Source organism: Streptomyces sp. NPDC088746 (assembly GCF_044751065.1).
Taxonomy (GTDB): Bacteria; Actinomycetota; Actinomycetes; order Streptomycetales; family Streptomycetaceae; genus Streptomyces.
Genome location: NZ_JBIVLA010000002.1, coordinates 274,061 through 290,848, shown reverse-complemented (window position 1 = coordinate 290,848; position 16,788 = coordinate 274,061). Strand labels below are relative to the sequence as shown.

Here is a 16,788-nt window from a genome sequence, read left to right as displayed (position 1 = left end):
GCCGGCCCGGGTCACTTGGCGCAGACCGCCTTGTCGGCCTCCACGCGCTGGACGCCCTCCGGTGTCGTTCCAGGGGCCGAGAGCGGGCTGCCCGCCTCCGTGAAGTCCGGGCCCAGGGTCAGGACCATCGGGTCCATCTCGCCCGCGTCCGTCGTCGTCGGCTTGAGGGCCGAGGCCGACAGGCCCATCATGTCGGCCAGCCGCCGGGCCTGGTCCGCCTGGTTGGGGGCGTAGACGAGCTGGGTCTTCTTGACGTTCTCGGGCGCGTTCGCCTTGTTGGTGGACTTCAGCACGCCCTCTTCGTTCTGCAGCCAGTCCAGGGCGTTCTGCGCGGAGCCGGGAGGCGCGCCGCCGTTGTAGACGTCGACCCGCACGTCCGCCGCGTCGGCCTTGGCGCCCTTCAGCTTGGCGTCCGCCTTGGCCTTCGCCGCGGCCTTCTCCTGCTTCTCCACCGCGGTGAAGGAGACGTCCTCGCGCATCATCGAGAAGACCTGCGGCGCCTTGGACTTGTCCAGGATGACGGTGGCCTTGTCGTCCGGGTTGTCCAGGACCGGCACCGTGGTGAAGGTGATGTTCTTGGGGTCGACCGACGCCAGCTCCATGCCCAGCTTCCGGAGCTGGTTTATGTCGGCGATCGTGTCGTCGACGGTGAGCGCCTTGGTGGCGGCCTCCGCGAGCGACCACATCTTGGTGGGGCTGGTCAGGGTGTCGTTGGACTTCAGCTTGCGCATCAGCGAGCCCAGGAACTGCTGCTGGATCTCGATGCGGCTCAGGTCGCTGCCGAAGCCGACGGAGTGCCGGGTGCGCAGGAAGGCCAGGGCCTGCTCACCCTGGAGGGTGTGCTCGCCCTTGGACAGCTTGAGGTGCGAGTCCTTGTCGTCGATGTCCTTGGCGAGGCAGACGTCCACACCGTCGACGGCGGTCGTCAGCGACTTGACCGCGTTGAAGTCGGCCACCATGAAGTGGTCGACCTCGATGCCGGTGAGCTCGGTGACGGTCCGCATGGTGCAACTGGGGGTACGTTCGGACTGTCCGAGGCTGGTGTTGAACCGGCCGCCGGCGGTCCCGGGGATGTCCTTCTCCTCACCGTTCTCCAACTTCGTCGGGCAGTCGGGGATATCGGTTATCAGGTCCCGGGGGATGCTCAGCGCGGTCGCGTTCGTACGGTCCTTGGAGACGTGGAAGAGGATGTTGGTGTCGGCGTGGCCGACGCTGCCCGCGTCCCCGTAGCCCTCGTTGCCCTCGCCGGTCCGCTTGTCGGTCCCGATCACCAGGACGTTGATCGCCCGGTCCTTGCTGAAGCCGCCGGTGCCGGCGCCGTCGGTGGAGACGGCGGTGATGTTGCCGTTGAAGTGCTGGTACACGAGGTAGCCCGCGGTGCCGGTGCCCACCAGCAGGAAGGCGAGCACACCGCCGGTCCACACCAGCGCCTTCTTCTTGCGGGACTTCCTGGGCTTCGCCTTGCGGCGCCCCGTGGCAGGCGCTGCCGCCCGGCTCCCCGGCCTCCGCGGCTCGTCCCGCTGCCCGCGCCCGCCGGCGCCGCCCGCACCCCTGCGGCCGCCGCGCTGGCCGGGCACGGAGGCCCGGTCGCCGGGCGGTGTCGTCTCCGGCTTCGGGCTGCGGCGCGGTCCGGGCGTCCTGGCGTCCGACGTACCGGTCGACGCGGACGGTCGCCCTGGGGAGGCGGGCGGTCGCCCTGGGGAGGGGGTCAGTCGCAGTTCGTAATCACCGGTGTCCGGGTTGAGTACCCACTGGTCTGCGGGGTCGATACCTTCGTCCCGCCCACGGCCTTGCGCGTCCACGGTTGCCTGCGTCCTCCGTCGGGGCCACGCGGCGCCTCCCCCTTCAAGGCGCGCGGTGTGTCTTACGGCAGTGCCGACCTGGGAGGTCGGACGCACCGGAGCGCTCACACTAGCTGGCCACCGGCCGTGGAGCGACGATCGTGACAAATCAAGCCCCACACAGGGGACATACCTCCACATTCACCGCAAGTCACCCACTCGGCCTCCCGCACACCACCGGAAACACTCGGCGACGGGCACGAATCACGTCGGTTCAAGCCAGATTTCATACAGAAGTGGCCACAAGGAATCCCCAAACAAGTCGCCAATTCTCCTATAGTTGCCGTGACTTGATCAGGAACAATCAGCTCCAGTTGTGGTTCTTTCACCATCACCACACCGATGTGTCCCGATTGTCCCTTCCCCGCACCAGCCGCACCTGTCCCTCCCGCCGCACCGTCCGCCCCGAGGACTCCGATTGCGCCCTTCACTCCGGCCGACCGCACTCGCCCTGCTGATCTCGGCAGCCGTTACCGGTGCTCTGTGCCTGTGGGCGGTCTCCGCCGCGCCCGCCTCGGTACGGACACCGCTCGCCTGGGGCGCGGGTGCCGCCGCCGTGCTGCTGTGCGTCGCTGTGGCCGTGACGGTCCACACACTCGCCACCGCCCGCAACCTGCGAGCCCTGCGGGCCGCCGACTCCGAGCGCTTCACCGCCGAGACCTCGCGCCTGGTCTCGACCTCCGCCGCCGAGGCGCAGCGCTTCACCGCGGAGACCGCCCGGATCAGAGCGGCGGCCTCGGCCGAGGCGGCCCGGGTCACCGCCGAGGCGGACGAGCGGGTCGCACGGGTCACCGCCGACGCGGCCGAGCAGCACGAGCGGCTCACCGCCGAGACCGCGCGCCTCACCGCCCGCGCCCGGCGCAGCGAGACCGAGCGCTCCGCCGCGGTCGCCGCGTGCGCCAACGCCGCCGGCCGGATGCAGGCCCTGGCCACGAGCATGCTGGCCGACCTGCGTGAGATGGAGCACCGGCACACCGCCGAGGACGTGCTCGGCGACCTGCTGCACCTGGACCACCGCACGGCCCAGGCGGGCCGTCTCGCCGACTCCATCGCCGTGCTGACCGGGGCGCGTTCCGGGCGCCGCTGGGCCAAGCCGATCGTGATGGAGTCGATCCTGCGCGGCGCGATGGGCCGTATCGGCGGCTACCAGCGCATCCGCCTCCACTCGACCAGCGATGTGGCGATCGCCGGCCACGCCGCCGAGGGCGTCATGCACGCCCTGGCGGAGCTCCTCGACAACGCCGCCAACTTCTCGCCGCCCACCGCCGAGGTGCACGTGTACGTCGAGGAGGTCCCGGCGGGCATCGTCGTCACCGTCGAGGACAGCGGCCTGGTGATGAGCGATGTGCAGCTGCGCCGCGCCGAACGGGCCGTCGCCGCCGACTACCAGGACCTCACGGGGCTCTCCGGCACCCGGCTCGGCCTCGCCGTCGTCGGCCGGCTGGCCAGGAAGCACGGCCTCACCGTCTCCTTCCGGCCGTCGGCGCGCGGCGGCACGGGCGCGCTGATGATGCTGCCGCAGGAGCTCATCTCCCGTACGCCCGCCCCGGCCCCCGAGCCCGCCCGGCACCCCGAGCCGGAGCCCGACCACGCGACGCCGGACGCGGAGAACCAGGGCCGGGCCACGGCGGACTCCCCCGGGCCCGCGTCCCGCACGGCGCCCGAGTCGGCGTCCGAGTCCACCGGTTCCGTCCCCCAGTTCGGAGAGAGCGGCCTGCCCAAGCGCCGCCGCGGCCGCACCCTGGCCGCCGCCGAAGCCCGTACCGGCGATGCCGCCCCCGGCGGAGCCGAAACCCCCAGGCCCCGTACCACCGACCCGAAGGTGCAGGCTGCCCGCTTCAGCACCTTCAGCAAGGCCGTACGAGCCAACTCCCCGCACCCGGAAGGCAACACCCGATGAGCGCGACCACCGACGAGAAGCTGAACTGGCTGCTGGAGGGGCTGCTCGACCGCACGCCCGGCGCCCGGCACGCCCTCGTCCTGTCCCGGGACGGCCTGAAGCTGTGCCGCACCCCCGAACTCTCCGTCGACCAGGCCGACCAGCTGGCCGCGATCTCCGCCGGCATCCAGAGCCTGTCGCACGGCGCGTCCATGGAGTTCGGCGACGGCACCGGCGGCGTTCGGTCCGCGATGACCGAGTTCTACGGCGGCGTGCTGTTCATCGTCGAAGCGGGCGCGGGCGCCCACCTGGCGGTGGTGGCGGCCGAGGACTCCGACGTCGGTCTCGTCGGCCACAACATGAGCGAACTCGTCGAGCAGCTCGGCGAATACCTCGTCGCCCCTCCGCGTGACCCCGTCGCCGGTGACGCGGCGGCCCCGGCCACGGAAAAAGCGGACGTATGACACCGGTCCCGCGCCCCCGCCCCGGACGCGATGACGACCCGGACCGGCTGTACACCCTGACGGGTGGCCGCAGCCGGTCCGACTCGGCCGCGTTCGACCTGGTGACGCTCGTCGTCGCCGAGTGCGAACCGTCCCCCGGGATGCAGTCGGAGCACGTCGCGATCCTGCGGATGTGCCACAGCCCCACCGCGGTCGTCGAGATCTCGGCCACCCTGAATCTGCCCGTCAGCATCGTCCGCATCATGCTGTGCGACCTGCTCGACACCGGCCGGATCAGCGCCCGCCACCCCCGTACTGCACGTGTCGAGGACCGGCTCCCCGACACCGACACCCTGGAACAGGTGCTCGTTGGACTCCGCAACCTCTGACCGTGCCGCCCTGCAGGCGACGGCCGACAACGGACTGAAGATCGTCGTCGTCGGCGGCTTCGGGGTCGGCAAGACCACCATGGTCCGATCCGTGAGCGAGATCCGTCCGCTCAACACGGAGGAGACCATGACCCGCGCGGGCGAGGCCGTCGACGACCTCGACGGCGTGCACTCCAAGTCGTCCACCACGGTCGCCTTCGACTTCGGCCGGATCACGCTCGACGCGCGGTCGGTCCTCTATCTCTTCGGCGCGCCCGGACAGGAACGCTTCTGGTTCCTGTGGGACCGCCTCTTCTCCGGCACCCTGGGCGCCGTCGTCCTCGTCGACACCCGGCGGCTCGCCGACTCCTGGTACGCGATCGACCGGCTGGAGCACCACGGCACGCCGTTCATCGTCGCGTGCAACGACTTCGGCGGCCCGCTCCACACCGAGCAGCAGATCCGCGAGGCCCTCGACCTCTCCCCCGACGTCCCGCTCGTCGAGTGCGACGCCCGGGACCGCTCCTCCAGCAAGTACGTCCTGATCACGCTGGTCGAGCACCTCCACGCGCTCTCCCTCGCCCGCGCGAAGGGTGCCGAAGCGGCGCTCGCGGGCGGTCAGGGCGCCGCGGCGATGACTCCGGAGCGGACCCCGTGACCAAGTGCCCCGTGTCCCACGGCTCCGTGCCCCTGTCCGGGCCGCGCTTCCAGACCGACCCCGTGCGGCTGTACCGGGACATGCGCCGCGACCACGGCGCCGTGGCCCCCGTCGCGCTCGACGGCGACATACCCGCCTGGCTGATCCTCGGCTACCGCGAGCTGCACCAGGTCACCAACGACCCGGTGCTCTTCAGCCGGGACTCCGACCTGTGGAACCAGTGGGAGAACATCCCGGACGGCTGGCCGCTGCTGCCGATGATCGGCCGCAAGCAGCCGTCGATCCTCTACACGGTCGGTGAGCGGCACACCGTCCGGGCGTCGATGATCAGCAACGCGCTGGAGGGCGTCGACCCGTTCGCGCTCAAGCGGTACGCGGAGGAGTTCGCCGACGACCTCATCGACGGCTTCTGCTCCACCGGCCGCACCGACATCATCGCCGAGTACGCGATGCTGCTCCCGGCCCGCGTCCTCGCGAGGATCTACGGCTTCAGCGACGATGTCGGGAAGCCCCTCGTCGGCGCGCTCAACGACATGATCGACGGCCGCGAGAGGGCCCTGGCCGGCCAGCAGCACCTCGGCGCGGCCATGCACCAGCTCCTCGTCGACAAGAACGCCGAACCCGGCGACGACGTCGCGAGCCGGATGCTCCAGGACCCGGGCGGCTTCACGGACGAGGAGGTCGCCCAGGACCTCATGGTGATGATGGCGGCGGGCCACCAGCCGACCGCCGACTGGATGGGCAACTCGCTGCGGCTGATGCTCACCGACGACCGCTTCGCCGCGTCGCTGTCCGGCGGCCGGCACAGCGTCGCCGAGGCCATGAACGAGGTGCTCTGGGAGGACACCCCCACCCAAAACGTCGCCGGCCGCTGGGCGTCCCGCGACACCCATCTCGGCGGGCGCCACATCCGCGCCGGTGACCTGCTGCTCCTCGGGATCGCCGCCGCCAACGGCGACCCGCAGGTACGCACCGACGGCTCCGCCCTGACCGGCGGCAACAACGCGTTCCTCTCCTTCGGCCACGGCGAGCACCGCTGCCCGTTCCCCGCCCAGGAGACCGCGGAGGTCATCGCCCGTACGGGGATCGAGGTGCTCCTGGACCGGCTCCCGGACGTGGACCTCGCCGTCCCCGAGGAACAGCTGACCCGGCGCCCGTCCCCGTGGCTGCGGGGGCTGACGGACCTGCCGGTGCTCTTCACGCCCACCCCAGCACTTGGAGGCCAGAAATGACCCGGATCGCCCTCGATCCCCTCGTCGCCGACCTCGACACCGAGAGCGCCGCCCTGCGCGCCGCCGGTCCGCTGGCCGAGGTGGAGCTCCCCGGCGGGGTGCACTGCTACGCGGTGACGCACCACGCCGAGGCGCGCCAGCTGCTCACCGACAGCCGCGTGGTCAAGGACATCAACGTCTGGAACGCCTGGCAGCGCGGCGAGATCCCGATGGACTGGCCGCTGATCGGCCTCGCCAACCCGGGCCGCTCCATGCTGACGGTCGACGGGGCCGAGCACCGCAGGCTGCGCAGCCTCGTGGCGCAGGCGCTCACGGTGAAGCGGGTGGAGCGGCTGCGGTCCGGCATCGAGGCGCTGACGAACGCCTCCCTGGACCGGCTGGCGGCGCTGCCCGAGGGCGAGACCGTCGATCTGAAGGCGGAGTTCGCCTACCCGCTGCCGATGAACGTCATCAGCGACCTGATGGGCGTGGACGCGGCCGACCACCCCCGGCTGAAGGAGCTGTTCGAGAAGTTCTTCTCGACGCAGACCCCGCCGGAGGAGGTCCCGCAGATGATGGCGGACCTCGGCACCCTCTTCACGAAGATCGTCGACGACAAGCGGGCGAACCCGGGCGACGACCTGACCAGCGCCCTGATCGCGGCCTCCGAGGAGGGCGACCACCTCACCGACGAGGAGATCGTCAACACGCTGCAACTGATCATCGCGGCCGGTCACGAGACCACGATCAGCCTGGTCGTCAACGTCGTCGAGGCGCTCCAGACCCACCCCGAGCAGCGCAAGCGCGTGCTGAGCGGCGAGGTGCCCTGGGAGAACGTCATCGAGGAGACGCTGCGCTGGAACACCCCCACCTCGCACGTCCTGATCCGCTTCGCGACCGAGGACATCGAGGTCGGCGACAAGGTCCTGCCGAAGGGCGAGGCCCTCATCGTCTCGTTCGGCGCGCTGGGCCGCGACGAGAAGCAGTACGGGCCGACCGCCGGTGAGTTCGACATCACCCGCTCCCCCAACCGCCACATCGCCTTCGGCCACGGCCCGCACGTCTGCCCCGGCGCCGCGCTGTCCCGGCTGGAGGCGGGGGTCGCGCTGCCCGCCCTGTACGAGCGCTTCCCCGACCTGGACCTCGCGGTACCGGCCTCGGAGCTGCGGAACAAGCCGATCGTGACCCAGAACGACCTGTACGAGCTGCCGGTCGATCTCGGCTGATCAGCGGCCCCGGTTCCCCGCCGCACCGGGCGCCCACGATCCGGAGCGTGTGTCTCATCGGACGGACACGGTCCTCGACCGCTTCCGGGAGGGACTACGCTCCGGATCGTGGCTGACATCCAGATTCCCGCAGACCTCAAGCCCGCCGACGGACGTTTCGGCGCCGGGCCCTCCAAGGTGCGGACGGAGGCGGTCGACGCGCTGGCCGCGACCGGCACCTCTCTTCTCGGTACGTCTCACCGCCAGGCCCCGGTCAAGAACCTGGTCGGCGAGGTGCGTGACGGCGTGCGCAGCCTCTTCTCCCTCCCCGAGGGATACGAGGTGATCCTGGGCAACGGCGGCTCCACCGCCTTCTGGGACGTCGCGACGCACGGTCTGATCGAGTCGAAGTCCCAGCACCTGAACTTCGGCGAGTTCTCCTCGAAGTTCGCGAAGGCCGCCAAGCTCGCCCCGTGGCTGTCCGACCCGACCGTCATCGCCTCGGACCCGGGCACCCACCCGGACCCGGAGGCCGAGGCGGGCGTCGACGTCTACGCCTTCACCCACAACGAGACCTCCACCGGTGTCGCTGCCCCCGTCAAGCGGGTCGCCGGCGCCGACGAGGGCTCCCTCGTCCTGGTGGACGCCACCTCCGGCGCGGGCGGCCTGCCGGTCGACATCACCGAGACGGACGTCTACTACTTCGCCCCGCAGAAGTCCTTCGCCTCCGACGGCGGCCTGTGGATCGGCGTGTTCTCCCCCGCCGCCCTGGACCGCGCCGCGCGCGTCCACGCCTCGGGCCGGCACGTCCCGGAGTTCTTCTCGCTGCCCACGGCGATCGACAACTCCCTCAAGAACCAGACGTACAACACCCCGGCGCTGGCCACCCTCTTCCTGCTGAACGAGCAGCTGAAGTGGATGAACACCCAGGGCGGCCTGGACTTCACGACCGGCCGCACGGCCGCGTCCTCGCAGCACCTGTACGGCTGGGCCGAGGAGTCCAAGTACGCCACCCCGTTCGTCACCGACCCGGCGAAGCGCTCGCAGGTCATCGGCACGATCGACTTCGAGGACGGCATCGACGCGGCGGCCGTCGCCAAGGTGCTCCGCGCCAACGGCATCGTCGACACGGAGCCGTACCGCAAGCTGGGCCGCAACCAGCTGCGCGTGGCGATGTTCCCGGCGATCGACCCGGCGGACGTCCAGGCGCTCACCGCCTGCATCGACTACGTGATCGACAAGCTCTGACGGTCACCCGTCCGGGACGGCCCCGCACACCTCGGTGTGCAGGGCCGTTTCTGCTTCACTCAGCCGGGTGATGAACCGCCTGCGGGACGAAGTGGGGCGTCCCGCCCTACGATGATGTCCTCGACACCAGCCATTCCAGGAGGGCCCTCAATGTCTGCAGCAGCAGTCGAGCACCCCTGTGACGATGAACCGGAACCGATGCTCGTGACGGCCAACCACCTCATGGAGCAGCTTCCGGGTTATCGCGTCGAGATCATCGGAGGCGTCATCACCGTGGCCCCACCCCCGGACGGACCGCACGCCAACGCGCTGACCACACTCATGATCCCGTTCCTTGCCGCAGGGCTCCACGGCGACGAGACCAGGGTCCTCCAGGCCATCGGCCTGTGGCTGCCCGGCGGGCCCGAGGACTACGCCATCCCGGACCTCGCCATCGTCGACGCCGACTTCGACGAGCACCTGGTCGAGAACAACTGCTACGACCCGGCCGTCTTCCGCCTCGTGCTGGAGGTGACCTCCGGGAACTACAAGAGCGACCTGCGCAACAAGGTCACCGCGTACGCCGAGGCCAAGATCCCGGTCTATGTGATCGTCGACCGCAAGCACAGCCGCCTCCACGTCCTCACCGAACCCACCGGCGGCACCTACGACAACCACGAGGTGTACGCCCCCGGTCAGACCGCCGCGCTCCCCGACTCCATCGGTGCCGAAGTGGCGCTGGACGTGGCGGAGTTGGTGCAGGCCGGACGCCCCCGCGCCTGAGCGGTCACCTCCCGCCCTCCGTGACGCGGACGACGAGTACGGCCACGTCGTCCCGCTGAGGGGCGTCCGCCAGTCCGTGGGAGAGCGCCTCCAGGAGCTGCGGGAGCGGCTCGTCGCCGTGTGCCGCCAGGGTGGACGCCGCCTGGCCGATGCTCGCGTCGATGTCGTTGTCGCGGCGCTCCACCAGCCCGTCGGTGTACAGCAGGAGCATGCTGCCCCGGGGGAGTTCACGCGTGTGGTCGTGGCGTGCGGGGCCGGCCGGGGTGCCGAGGAGGAGCAGGTCGTGCTCGTCCAGGGCCGAGACTCGGCCGTCGGGTGTCCGGAGCAGTGGCGGTGGGTGGCCGGCGTTGGACCAGGTCAGACGCCACCGGCCGCCGTCCGGGTCGAGGCGGGCGTGCACCGCGGTGGCGCCGGGGCCCAGCGGCAGCGCGTCGAAGGCCCGGTCGACGGCGTCCAGCGCGGCGGCGGGTGAGTGCGCGGGGTGTCCGAAGGTGGCCATGCGCAGCATGCTGCGGATCTGCCCCATCACGGCGGCGGCCTGGACGTCGTGACCGATGATGTCGCCGATGGACAGCATCAGGGCGCGCCGCGGGGCGTCCGGGAGCGGCGGCAGGAGGTAGGCGTCGTACCAGTCGCCGCCCACCATGTCCTGGTCGGTGGCCGGCAGGTACAGGGCGGACATGTCCAGGCCCGGCACGTCCGGGAGGTCGGTCAGCATCGCGGCCTGGAGCTGTTCGGCGGTGCTGAGCCGGGTCTCGACGAACAGGGTGCGGTCCACCGCCTGGCCCGCGTACCCGGCCACCGCGGTGAGGGCCGCCTCTTCCGTCACCGCCAGGACGTGCGGCTGGGGCCAGCACCACATCAGCACCCCACGGCCGCCCGGCAGCGGTACGCACAGCACGGAGCGGATGCCCAGCGTGTCGTACCCGGCGACGGCCTCGGGGCTGAAGCCGGCCACGAGCGCGTCGTGGTCCGGGACGAAGACGGTGCGCTGTTCGCGCATGGCCCGCGTGCTGGGGAAACCGGCGTCCATGTCCAGACGGTCGATGACCCTCTCCACGGGCTTCACGTCGTCCGGGTCGATCACGCGCCACAGCCCTTGGCGGTCGGCGAGCAGCAGACCCACGAAGGACGGCTCGTGAGGGCCGTCGAACACGTGGCGCAGGCGCCGGGTGAGGTCCGTGAGGTCATGGGAGTGGCCCAGCTCGACGGAGGCGCGCAGCAGCAGGTCGGCGTGGTCGCGATCCTGCCGGATCTGCTCGGAGGCGATCCGCAGGCGCAGTTCCACCGAGCAGGCGGCCGTGAGGTCCTCGAGGTCCTGCAGTTCGCCCTCGGTCCACTTCCGGGGCTCGTGGCCGATGGCGCAGAGCGATCCCAGGACCTGTCCGTCGGCGTCCGTGAGCGGCATCCCGGCGTACGCGATCACCTGGAGGTCGGGGATGGCGAGACTGGCGCAGGTGCGCGGGTGTGCCCGTGTGTCCTCCAGGACCAGCGGCCGGCCGTCCATGACGACGTGCTGGCAGAAGGAATGGCTCAGGGGCGTCTCGCGCCGTTCCGCCCAGGGTTCGGCGAGTCCGACCATGCCGGGGAAGACCTGCCGGTCGGTCTCCAGCAGCGAGACCAGGGAGACGGGGACGCGGAGGAACCGGGCGACCAGTCGCGCGAACCGGTCCATGCCGGGGTCGGCCGCCGCCGTGAGCCCGGCGAGCCGCAGCGCCTCCAGCCTCCCCAGCTCGCCCATCCCGGGGCCTCCGTCGATCGCTCGGCAGCCGTGGCGGTGTCCACGCACCGCGCTCTACGAAGGTATAAGACAATTCCCGCCATGTCGTGATCAGGGACCTTGCCCGGCGTCCGCCACCCGGCCCGGCGCGGCGTCCCTGGACGCGTCCCGCCGCCACCGCACCTCGCCGTCCTCCCTTTCGCCCGTCGGCAGCAGCCCGGCGGCCGAGGCCACGGCGGCGGACGCCGCGTGGCCGGGGTGGATGTGGGCGACGACGGTGCGGACGGAGCCCTGGTCCAGCAGGTACCGGACCAGGCCGGCCGCCGCCTCCTTGGCGTATCCCCTGCCCTGCCACCGGGTCCCGACCACCCAGGCGACCTCCGCGCGCGCCCCGCGCACGGTGGCCTGGACGTAACCGGCCAGGTACCCGTCGGCACGCACCCGGAGCACCCAGTTCCACCAGCGTTCGGCGGGGTCGGGCGAGCCGGCGGTCTGGCGCTCGTAGCGGGCGCGCAGGGTGCCGGCGTCCTCCGGGGTGCCTCCCGTGTAGGTGTGCAGGGCGGGGTCGAAGAGGACCACGGCCATCTCCTCCGCGTGCGCGACGTCGAGCGGGAGCGCGTCGAGACGGGAGGTGGAGAACGGCTCGGGGGCCGCGTTGACCTGCATGGGGCGGAGCCTACGCGGAGCCCCGCCGGAGATCAGCGGCTGAGCCGCTGAAATCCGCGTACGGCGAGCGGCAGGAACACCAGCGTGATCACCAAGGGCCACACCGGTGCCATCAGCAGGGCGTGTTCCTCGACCCAGGTGCCCTGCCGGAGGATGCGTTCGCCTCCGGCTTCGACCACTTCGCCTTCGGCCTGGGCCGCATCATCGAGGGCCTCGAGAACCTGGTCCGGCAGCGCGAGGAACAGTGACCGAAAAGCCCGGACCACTCCGTTTTCATGCACCATGGGATGTATGGAGACGATCCGTGAGCTAGAGCCCTTCGTGAAGCAGTACACCGTCCTGCTCAGCAGCCGCAGGCCGGACGGATCAGCTGCCAGGACCCCCGTCAGCATCGCCGTCGAGGGGGACCACGCCTACATCCGTACGTTCTCCTCGGCCTGGAAGGTCGACCGGATGCGTAACCACCCGGTCGTGGAGATTGCCCCGTGCACCGTGCGGGGCGCGCCGACAGGGCCGCCGGTGAAGGCATGGGCGCGGCTCCTGCCTCAGGACTCGAAGGAGAACACCCACGCCGCCCGGACGCTCTCCCGGAAGTACCCGGCGCTCCAGGGCGTCGCCGTCCCGCTCACCCACCGGCTGAAGCGCGACCGCACGCTCCACTACGAGCTGCGGCCCTTCACCGACGACGTCTGAGCGGACCGGGCAGGGGCCGCCGAGCACCGCTGCCGGCACGGCACGGCGGCGGGCGATGCGGCGGGCCGGGGGTCAGGCGCCGTCGAAGTCCGTGCCCCGGGAGACCTTCTCCCACTCGGTCAGCTCCGCCCGCACCGAGTCCAGGTGACCGGCGAGGGCGTCCACCGCGTCCCCGCCGAGCGGCAGCCGCAGAGGGGTCTGCCCGGCCTCCAGCGCCAGCCGGATCGCCGCCGCGGCCTTCACCGGGTCGCCCGGCGCGTCTCCTCCACCGGCCTGCACCATCCGCCGGGTCACACCGGCCGTACCGGTGTAGGCCGGGATCTCCTCACTGAAGTACGCCGCGCCTTTGCCGAAGAGGTTGGTCCTGAAGGCGCCCGGCTCCACGATCAGCACCTTGATGCCGAAGGGCCGCACCTCGTCGACCAGTCCCTCGGAGAGCTGTTCCAGCGCGGCCTTGGTGGCGCTGTAGGCCGAGAAGCCGGGGAAGGACAGCTGGCCTCCCATACTGCTCATCATGACCACCGCCCCGCTGCGCCGCTCCCGCATGCTCGGCAGGACAGCCCGGGTCAGCCGGGCGGGACCGAAGACATGCAGGTCGAAGAGGTCCCGCAGCTCCCGCTCCGTGGTCTCCTCGAACGCTCCGACCTGGGTGCGCCCGGCGTTGTTGACCAGGACGTCCACCCTGCCGTAGCGGGCCAGGACATCGGCGGCGACCTCGTCCACCCGCTCGCCGTCGGTGATGTCGAGGCCGATCGCCTCGACCTGGTCGGGGTGGGCGGCGACCAGGTCGTCCATCGCCGAGGTCCGCCGGACCGCGGCGATCACGGTGTCGCCGGCGGCGACCGCGGCCTCCGCGACGGCGCGCCCGAAGCCGCTGTTCGCCCCGGTGACCAGCCACACCTTGCCGTCGTTCGCGCTCATGATGGTCTCCCTCGTCGCCCGCCGTCCGGGACCGTTCCCGTCGACAGGTCCCACCCTTCACCCGGGCCCCGGGGCGCGTCCAAGACTTCCTGTGATAGCCATGAGTTATGGACGTCCACGGGCGCGATCTCCGCTACTTCACCGCTGTGGCCGAGGAGTTGAGCTTCACCCGGGCCGCCGAGAGGCTCTTCGTGTCGCAGCCCGCGCTGAGCAAGCAGATACGGATGCTGGAGAAGCAGACCGGCACCGACCTCTTCGTCCGGGACCGGCGTACGGTCCGGCTCACGGCGGCCGGCGAGGCCCTGCTGCCGCACGCCCGCGCGGTGCTGGCGGCCTGGACGGCGGCGGAGCAGGCGCTGGAGGAGGCGAAGGCCGCCGAGCGGACCACACTGACCATCGGTATGTCCACGAGCCCGGGCCGCGGCCTGCTGCCCGCCCTGCGGGCCCGCCTCACCGCCCGCTTCCCCACGGTCCGCCCGGTCCTGCGCCAGGTCAACTGGGCGGATGCGAGCGCGGGGTTGGCGGACGGTTCGTGCGATGTGTCGTTCGTCTGGCTGCCGCTGCCGGATGCCGGGCGGTACCGCTGCGTGGTCGTGGCCCGTGAGCCGAGGCTGATCGCCATGCCGGACGACCACCCACTCGCGGCGCGGGCGTACGAGGACCCCGAGGGCATGGCCGACTTCACGGACTTCCTGGACGAGCCCTTCCTCGCCCTGCCTCCGGACGCCGGACCGATGCGGGACCACTGGCTGGCCCTGGACGCCCGTGGCGGCCGGGAGCCGGTGATCGGGGGCGTGATCGCCAGCGCCGAGGAGACCCATGAGGCCGTGGCCAACGGGCAGGGCGTGGCGCTGCTGGCGTCCGGAAACGCCCCGCTGATCGCCCGCGACCACGTCATCTGCCTGCCGGTCCGGGGCATCACCCCGTCGGAACTGGCGGTGGCGGCCCGCCGCGACGACGAACGCCCCCTGGTACGCGCCTATCTGGCCGGGGCGAAGGAGCTGGCCGCCGGGACGGGAGCGCCTTCCGGCGTGTCCCTCGGCGGCGAGAAGCCGTAGGCCGTGCCCGCGAGGTCCCGCCCGGCCCGCGACGCCTGGCCCTCCGCTGTCCCCGCCGTTCAGGAGTCCGCCGTGGGGCCTTCCCCCGGCACGCCCTGAGGACAGCGCGTCGGTGCATCAGGGGGAAAGCCGGATGGGCCGATCCCCTCTCCACTGGTGGGATGGTCGCCGACCACCGGCTCCGGGGACGAAACGGCTCCGGCCACGGCCCGAGCGGTCCCTGAACGCGCGGGCAGCCCGAACAGAAAAGGGATCACCATGCATGTGCCGAACAGGCGCCGGCGAGGCCTGCTGGCCCTGACCAGCCTGGCCGTGGCCCTCCTCACCGCATCGACCGGGCCGGCGACGGCGATGCCGCGGCAGGCCGATCCGCTCCAGCAGCAGGTGGACGCGATCCATGACACCGGAGCCGTCGGCGTGCTTGCCGAAGTGACGTCACCGCACACACGTGATAGGGCGCGGGCGGGGACGGCCCAGCGGGGCACCACGCGGCCGATGCCGCAGAACGGCAGGTTCCGGATCGGCAGCGCCACCAAGACCTTCACCGCCACGGTCGTGCTGCAACTCGTCGGCGAGGGGCGGATGTCACTGGAGGACACCGTCGAGCAGTGGCTCCCGGGAGTCGTCCAGGGCAACGGCAACGACGGCGGCCTGATCACCGTGCGGCGCCTCCTGCAGCACACCAGCGGGATTCATGATGTCGGGCCGAAGATACCCGCCTTGAACAGCGCGGACGGCTATCGGGCCGACAGGTTCCGCACCTTCACCGCCGAGGGCCTGGTGAGGCAGGCGATGCGGAACTCCCCCGAATTCCCCCCGGGCGACGACGGCTGGTCGTACTCCAACACCAACTACGTTCTCGCCGCGATGATCATCCACAAGGTCACCGGCCGGAGCTGGGAACGGGAGGTGACGGACCGGATCATCCGCCCGCTGGGCCTGCGGGACACCAGCACGCCCGGCACCTTCCCGTTCATCCTGGGCCCGCACGCACATGCCTACGCGTTCGGCACCGACGTCACGGTGCTCAACCCGAGCATGGCCGTCGGCAGCGGCTCGGTCATCAGCACCACGCACGACCTGACCCGGTTCTACGCCGCACTGCTCGACGGCCGTCTGCTGGCTCCGGCACAGCTCCACGAGATGACGTCCACGGAGCTCGCGCCCGAGCTGGGCGTGAACTACGGACTCGGCCTGGCCGAGATCCCGCTGTCCTGCGGCGGCAGCTACTTCGGGCACAGGGGCGAACTGCTCGGCTACCTCACCTGGGCCGGCGTCACCCGGGACGGGACCCGGACGGCGGTGGTGTACGTCACCGGTGACGGCGGCCCGCAGACCGAGGAGGCCATGACCGCCCTCGTGGAGCGGGAGCTGTGCCGGTCACACGAGGGGCCCTAGTCCTCCGTACCGTCGACGGCCTCCCCCGCGGGGCCGGCCGCCTCGTCGCCGCTGTCCTCCGCGCCGAGTGCCCGGTCTTCCCAGTGCAGCACCCGCCAGCCCTCGCCGGGAGCTCCGGAGAGGATGACGACCCCGGTGTTCCGCAGCGCGCGGGCGGACGCGAAGTCGACGTCGATGTTCCCGGCCCGGGCCGCCGCCCACATGCGGATGGCGGCGCCATGGCTGACCATGGCCACGGTCTCCGCTCCGGTGGCCGCGGCCTCGTCGATGACGGCGTCGTAACGCCGCAGCGCCTCCACGCCGTTCTCGCCGCCCGGCATACGGAGCCCGGTGTCCCCCGCCGACCAGGCGAAGGCCGTGGTCATGTAGGTCTCGACGGCCTGGTCGTCCCCGCGCATCTCGAGGTCCCCGGCGGACAGCTCCCGGAGCCCGTCCCGCACCCGGACCTCCAGCCCCGTCCGCGCCGCCAGGGGTGCCGCGGTGAGCTGGGTGCGGAGCAGGGTGGAGGCGTAGAGGGCGTCGATCCTCTCCGCCGCCAGCGCGTCCGGGAGCGCCGCCGCCTGCTCCTGGCCCAGCGGGGTCAGGGCGGGGCCTGGCTCCGCGGTGTCCAGCAGACGCTTGACGTTGGAAGGGGTCTGACCGTGGCGAATGAGCAGCAGCCGCATAAACAGATCTGTCTCCGGAGTGGCAGGGGGCGGTCTTCCACTCTGCCACTGC

15 protein-coding genes and 3 pseudogenes are annotated in these 16,788 nt (G+C 71.5%); 11 read left to right on the top strand and 7 right to left on the bottom strand.

Going from position 1 to position 16,788, the window contains the following annotated elements:
• Nucleotides 1-11 precede the first annotated feature (11 nt).
• Entirely contained in the window at nucleotides 12-1,802 is a 1,791-nt protein-coding gene (locus ACIP63_RS08740; protein WP_401512729.1) for an LCP family protein, read from the bottom strand.
• Nucleotides 1,803-2,259: 457 nt separating this feature from the next.
• On the opposite strand from ACIP63_RS08740, the gene ACIP63_RS08735 reads away from it, so the two are divergent.
• The 8 genes from ACIP63_RS08735 (at nucleotide 2,260) to ACIP63_RS08700 (ending at nucleotide 9,615) form a co-directional block, all read left to right on the top strand.
• Nucleotides 2,260-3,741, top strand: a complete 1,482-nt coding sequence (locus tag ACIP63_RS08735; protein WP_401512727.1) for an ATP-binding protein — start codon at nucleotides 2,260-2,262, stop codon at nucleotides 3,739-3,741.
• Nucleotides 3,738-4,184, top strand: coding sequence for a roadblock/LC7 domain-containing protein (locus ACIP63_RS08730; protein WP_393757637.1), 447 nt, complete (start codon nucleotides 3,738-3,740; stop codon nucleotides 4,182-4,184). The genes ACIP63_RS08735 and ACIP63_RS08730 overlap by 4 nt, the downstream gene beginning before the upstream one ends.
• Complete coding sequence (locus ACIP63_RS08725) at nucleotides 4,181-4,552, top strand: DUF742 domain-containing protein (protein ID WP_401512725.1); 372 nt, start codon at nucleotides 4,181-4,183, stop codon at nucleotides 4,550-4,552. Before ACIP63_RS08730 ends, ACIP63_RS08725 begins: the two co-directional genes overlap by 4 nt.
• Entirely contained in the window at nucleotides 4,533-5,189 is a 657-nt protein-coding gene (locus ACIP63_RS08720; RefSeq protein WP_401512723.1) for a GTP-binding protein, read from the top strand. The genes ACIP63_RS08725 and ACIP63_RS08720 overlap by 20 nt, the downstream gene beginning before the upstream one ends.
• Nucleotides 5,186-6,421, top strand: coding sequence for a cytochrome P450 (locus ACIP63_RS08715; protein ID WP_401512721.1), 1,236 nt, complete (start codon nucleotides 5,186-5,188; stop codon nucleotides 6,419-6,421). Before ACIP63_RS08720 ends, ACIP63_RS08715 begins: the two co-directional genes overlap by 4 nt.
• Nucleotides 6,418-7,626 carry a cytochrome P450 gene (locus ACIP63_RS08710; protein WP_401512719.1) on the top strand — a complete coding sequence of 403 codons (1,209 nt, stop codon included), beginning with the start codon at nucleotides 6,418-6,420 and terminating at the stop codon, nucleotides 7,624-7,626. Before ACIP63_RS08715 ends, ACIP63_RS08710 begins: the two co-directional genes overlap by 4 nt.
• Nucleotides 7,627-7,734: 108 nt before the next feature.
• Nucleotides 7,735-8,853, top strand: a complete 1,119-nt coding sequence (gene serC / locus ACIP63_RS08705) for a phosphoserine transaminase (protein WP_401512718.1) — start codon at nucleotides 7,735-7,737, stop codon at nucleotides 8,851-8,853.
• Nucleotides 8,854-9,003: 150 nt separating this feature from the next.
• Entirely contained in the window at nucleotides 9,004-9,615 is a 612-nt protein-coding gene (locus ACIP63_RS08700; protein WP_401512716.1) for a Uma2 family endonuclease, read from the top strand.
• A 4-nt stretch (nucleotides 9,616-9,619) separates the two neighbouring features.
• Here the strand turns inward: ACIP63_RS08700 and ACIP63_RS08695 are convergent, their stop codons facing one another.
• The 3 genes and pseudogenes from ACIP63_RS08695 to ACIP63_RS08685 form a co-directional block, all read right to left on the bottom strand.
• Entirely contained in the window at nucleotides 9,620-11,356 is a 1,737-nt protein-coding gene (locus ACIP63_RS08695) for a GAF domain-containing SpoIIE family protein phosphatase (RefSeq protein WP_401512714.1), read from the bottom strand.
• A 90-nt stretch (nucleotides 11,357-11,446) separates the two neighbouring features.
• The gene (locus tag ACIP63_RS08690) at nucleotides 11,447-12,001 is read right to left on the bottom strand and encodes a GNAT family N-acetyltransferase (RefSeq protein ID WP_401512712.1); all 555 of its coding nucleotides are present in this window, start codon (nucleotides 11,999-12,001) and stop codon (nucleotides 11,447-11,449) included.
• A gap of 32 nt (nucleotides 12,002-12,033) precedes the next feature.
• Nucleotides 12,034-12,147 (bottom strand): annotated as a pseudogene (locus tag ACIP63_RS08685) (ABC transporter permease); the annotation flags it as partial.
• Nucleotides 12,148-12,292: 145 nt separating this feature from the next.
• On the opposite strand from ACIP63_RS08685, the gene ACIP63_RS08680 reads away from it, so the two are divergent.
• Nucleotides 12,293-12,694, top strand: a complete 402-nt coding sequence (locus tag ACIP63_RS08680) for a PPOX class F420-dependent oxidoreductase (RefSeq protein ID WP_104788030.1) — start codon at nucleotides 12,293-12,295, stop codon at nucleotides 12,692-12,694.
• A 72-nt stretch (nucleotides 12,695-12,766) separates the two neighbouring features.
• On the opposite strand, the gene ACIP63_RS08675 is transcribed toward ACIP63_RS08680, so the two are convergent.
• Complete coding sequence (locus ACIP63_RS08675) at nucleotides 12,767-13,615, bottom strand: oxidoreductase (RefSeq protein WP_401512710.1); 849 nt, start codon at nucleotides 13,613-13,615, stop codon at nucleotides 12,767-12,769.
• A gap of 107 nt (nucleotides 13,616-13,722) precedes the next feature.
• Here ACIP63_RS08675 and ACIP63_RS08670 point away from each other — a divergent pair.
• Nucleotides 13,723-14,631 (top strand): annotated as a pseudogene (locus ACIP63_RS08670) (LysR family transcriptional regulator); the annotation flags it as partial.
• On the opposite strand, the pseudogene ACIP63_RS08665 reads toward ACIP63_RS08670, so the two are convergent.
• Nucleotides 14,595-14,675: pseudogene (locus tag ACIP63_RS08665) on the bottom strand (hypothetical protein); the annotation flags it as partial. The pseudogenes ACIP63_RS08670 and ACIP63_RS08665 sit on opposite strands and share 37 nt — an antisense overlap.
• A 256-nt stretch (nucleotides 14,676-14,931) precedes the next feature.
• Here ACIP63_RS08665 and ACIP63_RS08660 point away from each other — a divergent pair.
• Entirely contained in the window at nucleotides 14,932-16,071 is a 1,140-nt protein-coding gene (locus ACIP63_RS08660) for a serine hydrolase domain-containing protein (protein ID WP_401512709.1), read from the top strand.
• Here the strand turns inward: ACIP63_RS08660 and ACIP63_RS08655 are convergent.
• The gene (locus tag ACIP63_RS08655; protein WP_401512708.1) at nucleotides 16,068-16,736 is read right to left on the bottom strand and encodes a histidine phosphatase family protein; all 669 of its coding nucleotides are present in this window, start codon (nucleotides 16,734-16,736) and stop codon (nucleotides 16,068-16,070) included. The two genes, ACIP63_RS08660 and ACIP63_RS08655, sit on opposite strands and share 4 nt — an antisense overlap.
• Between the last annotated feature and the right edge of the window lie 52 nt (nucleotides 16,737-16,788).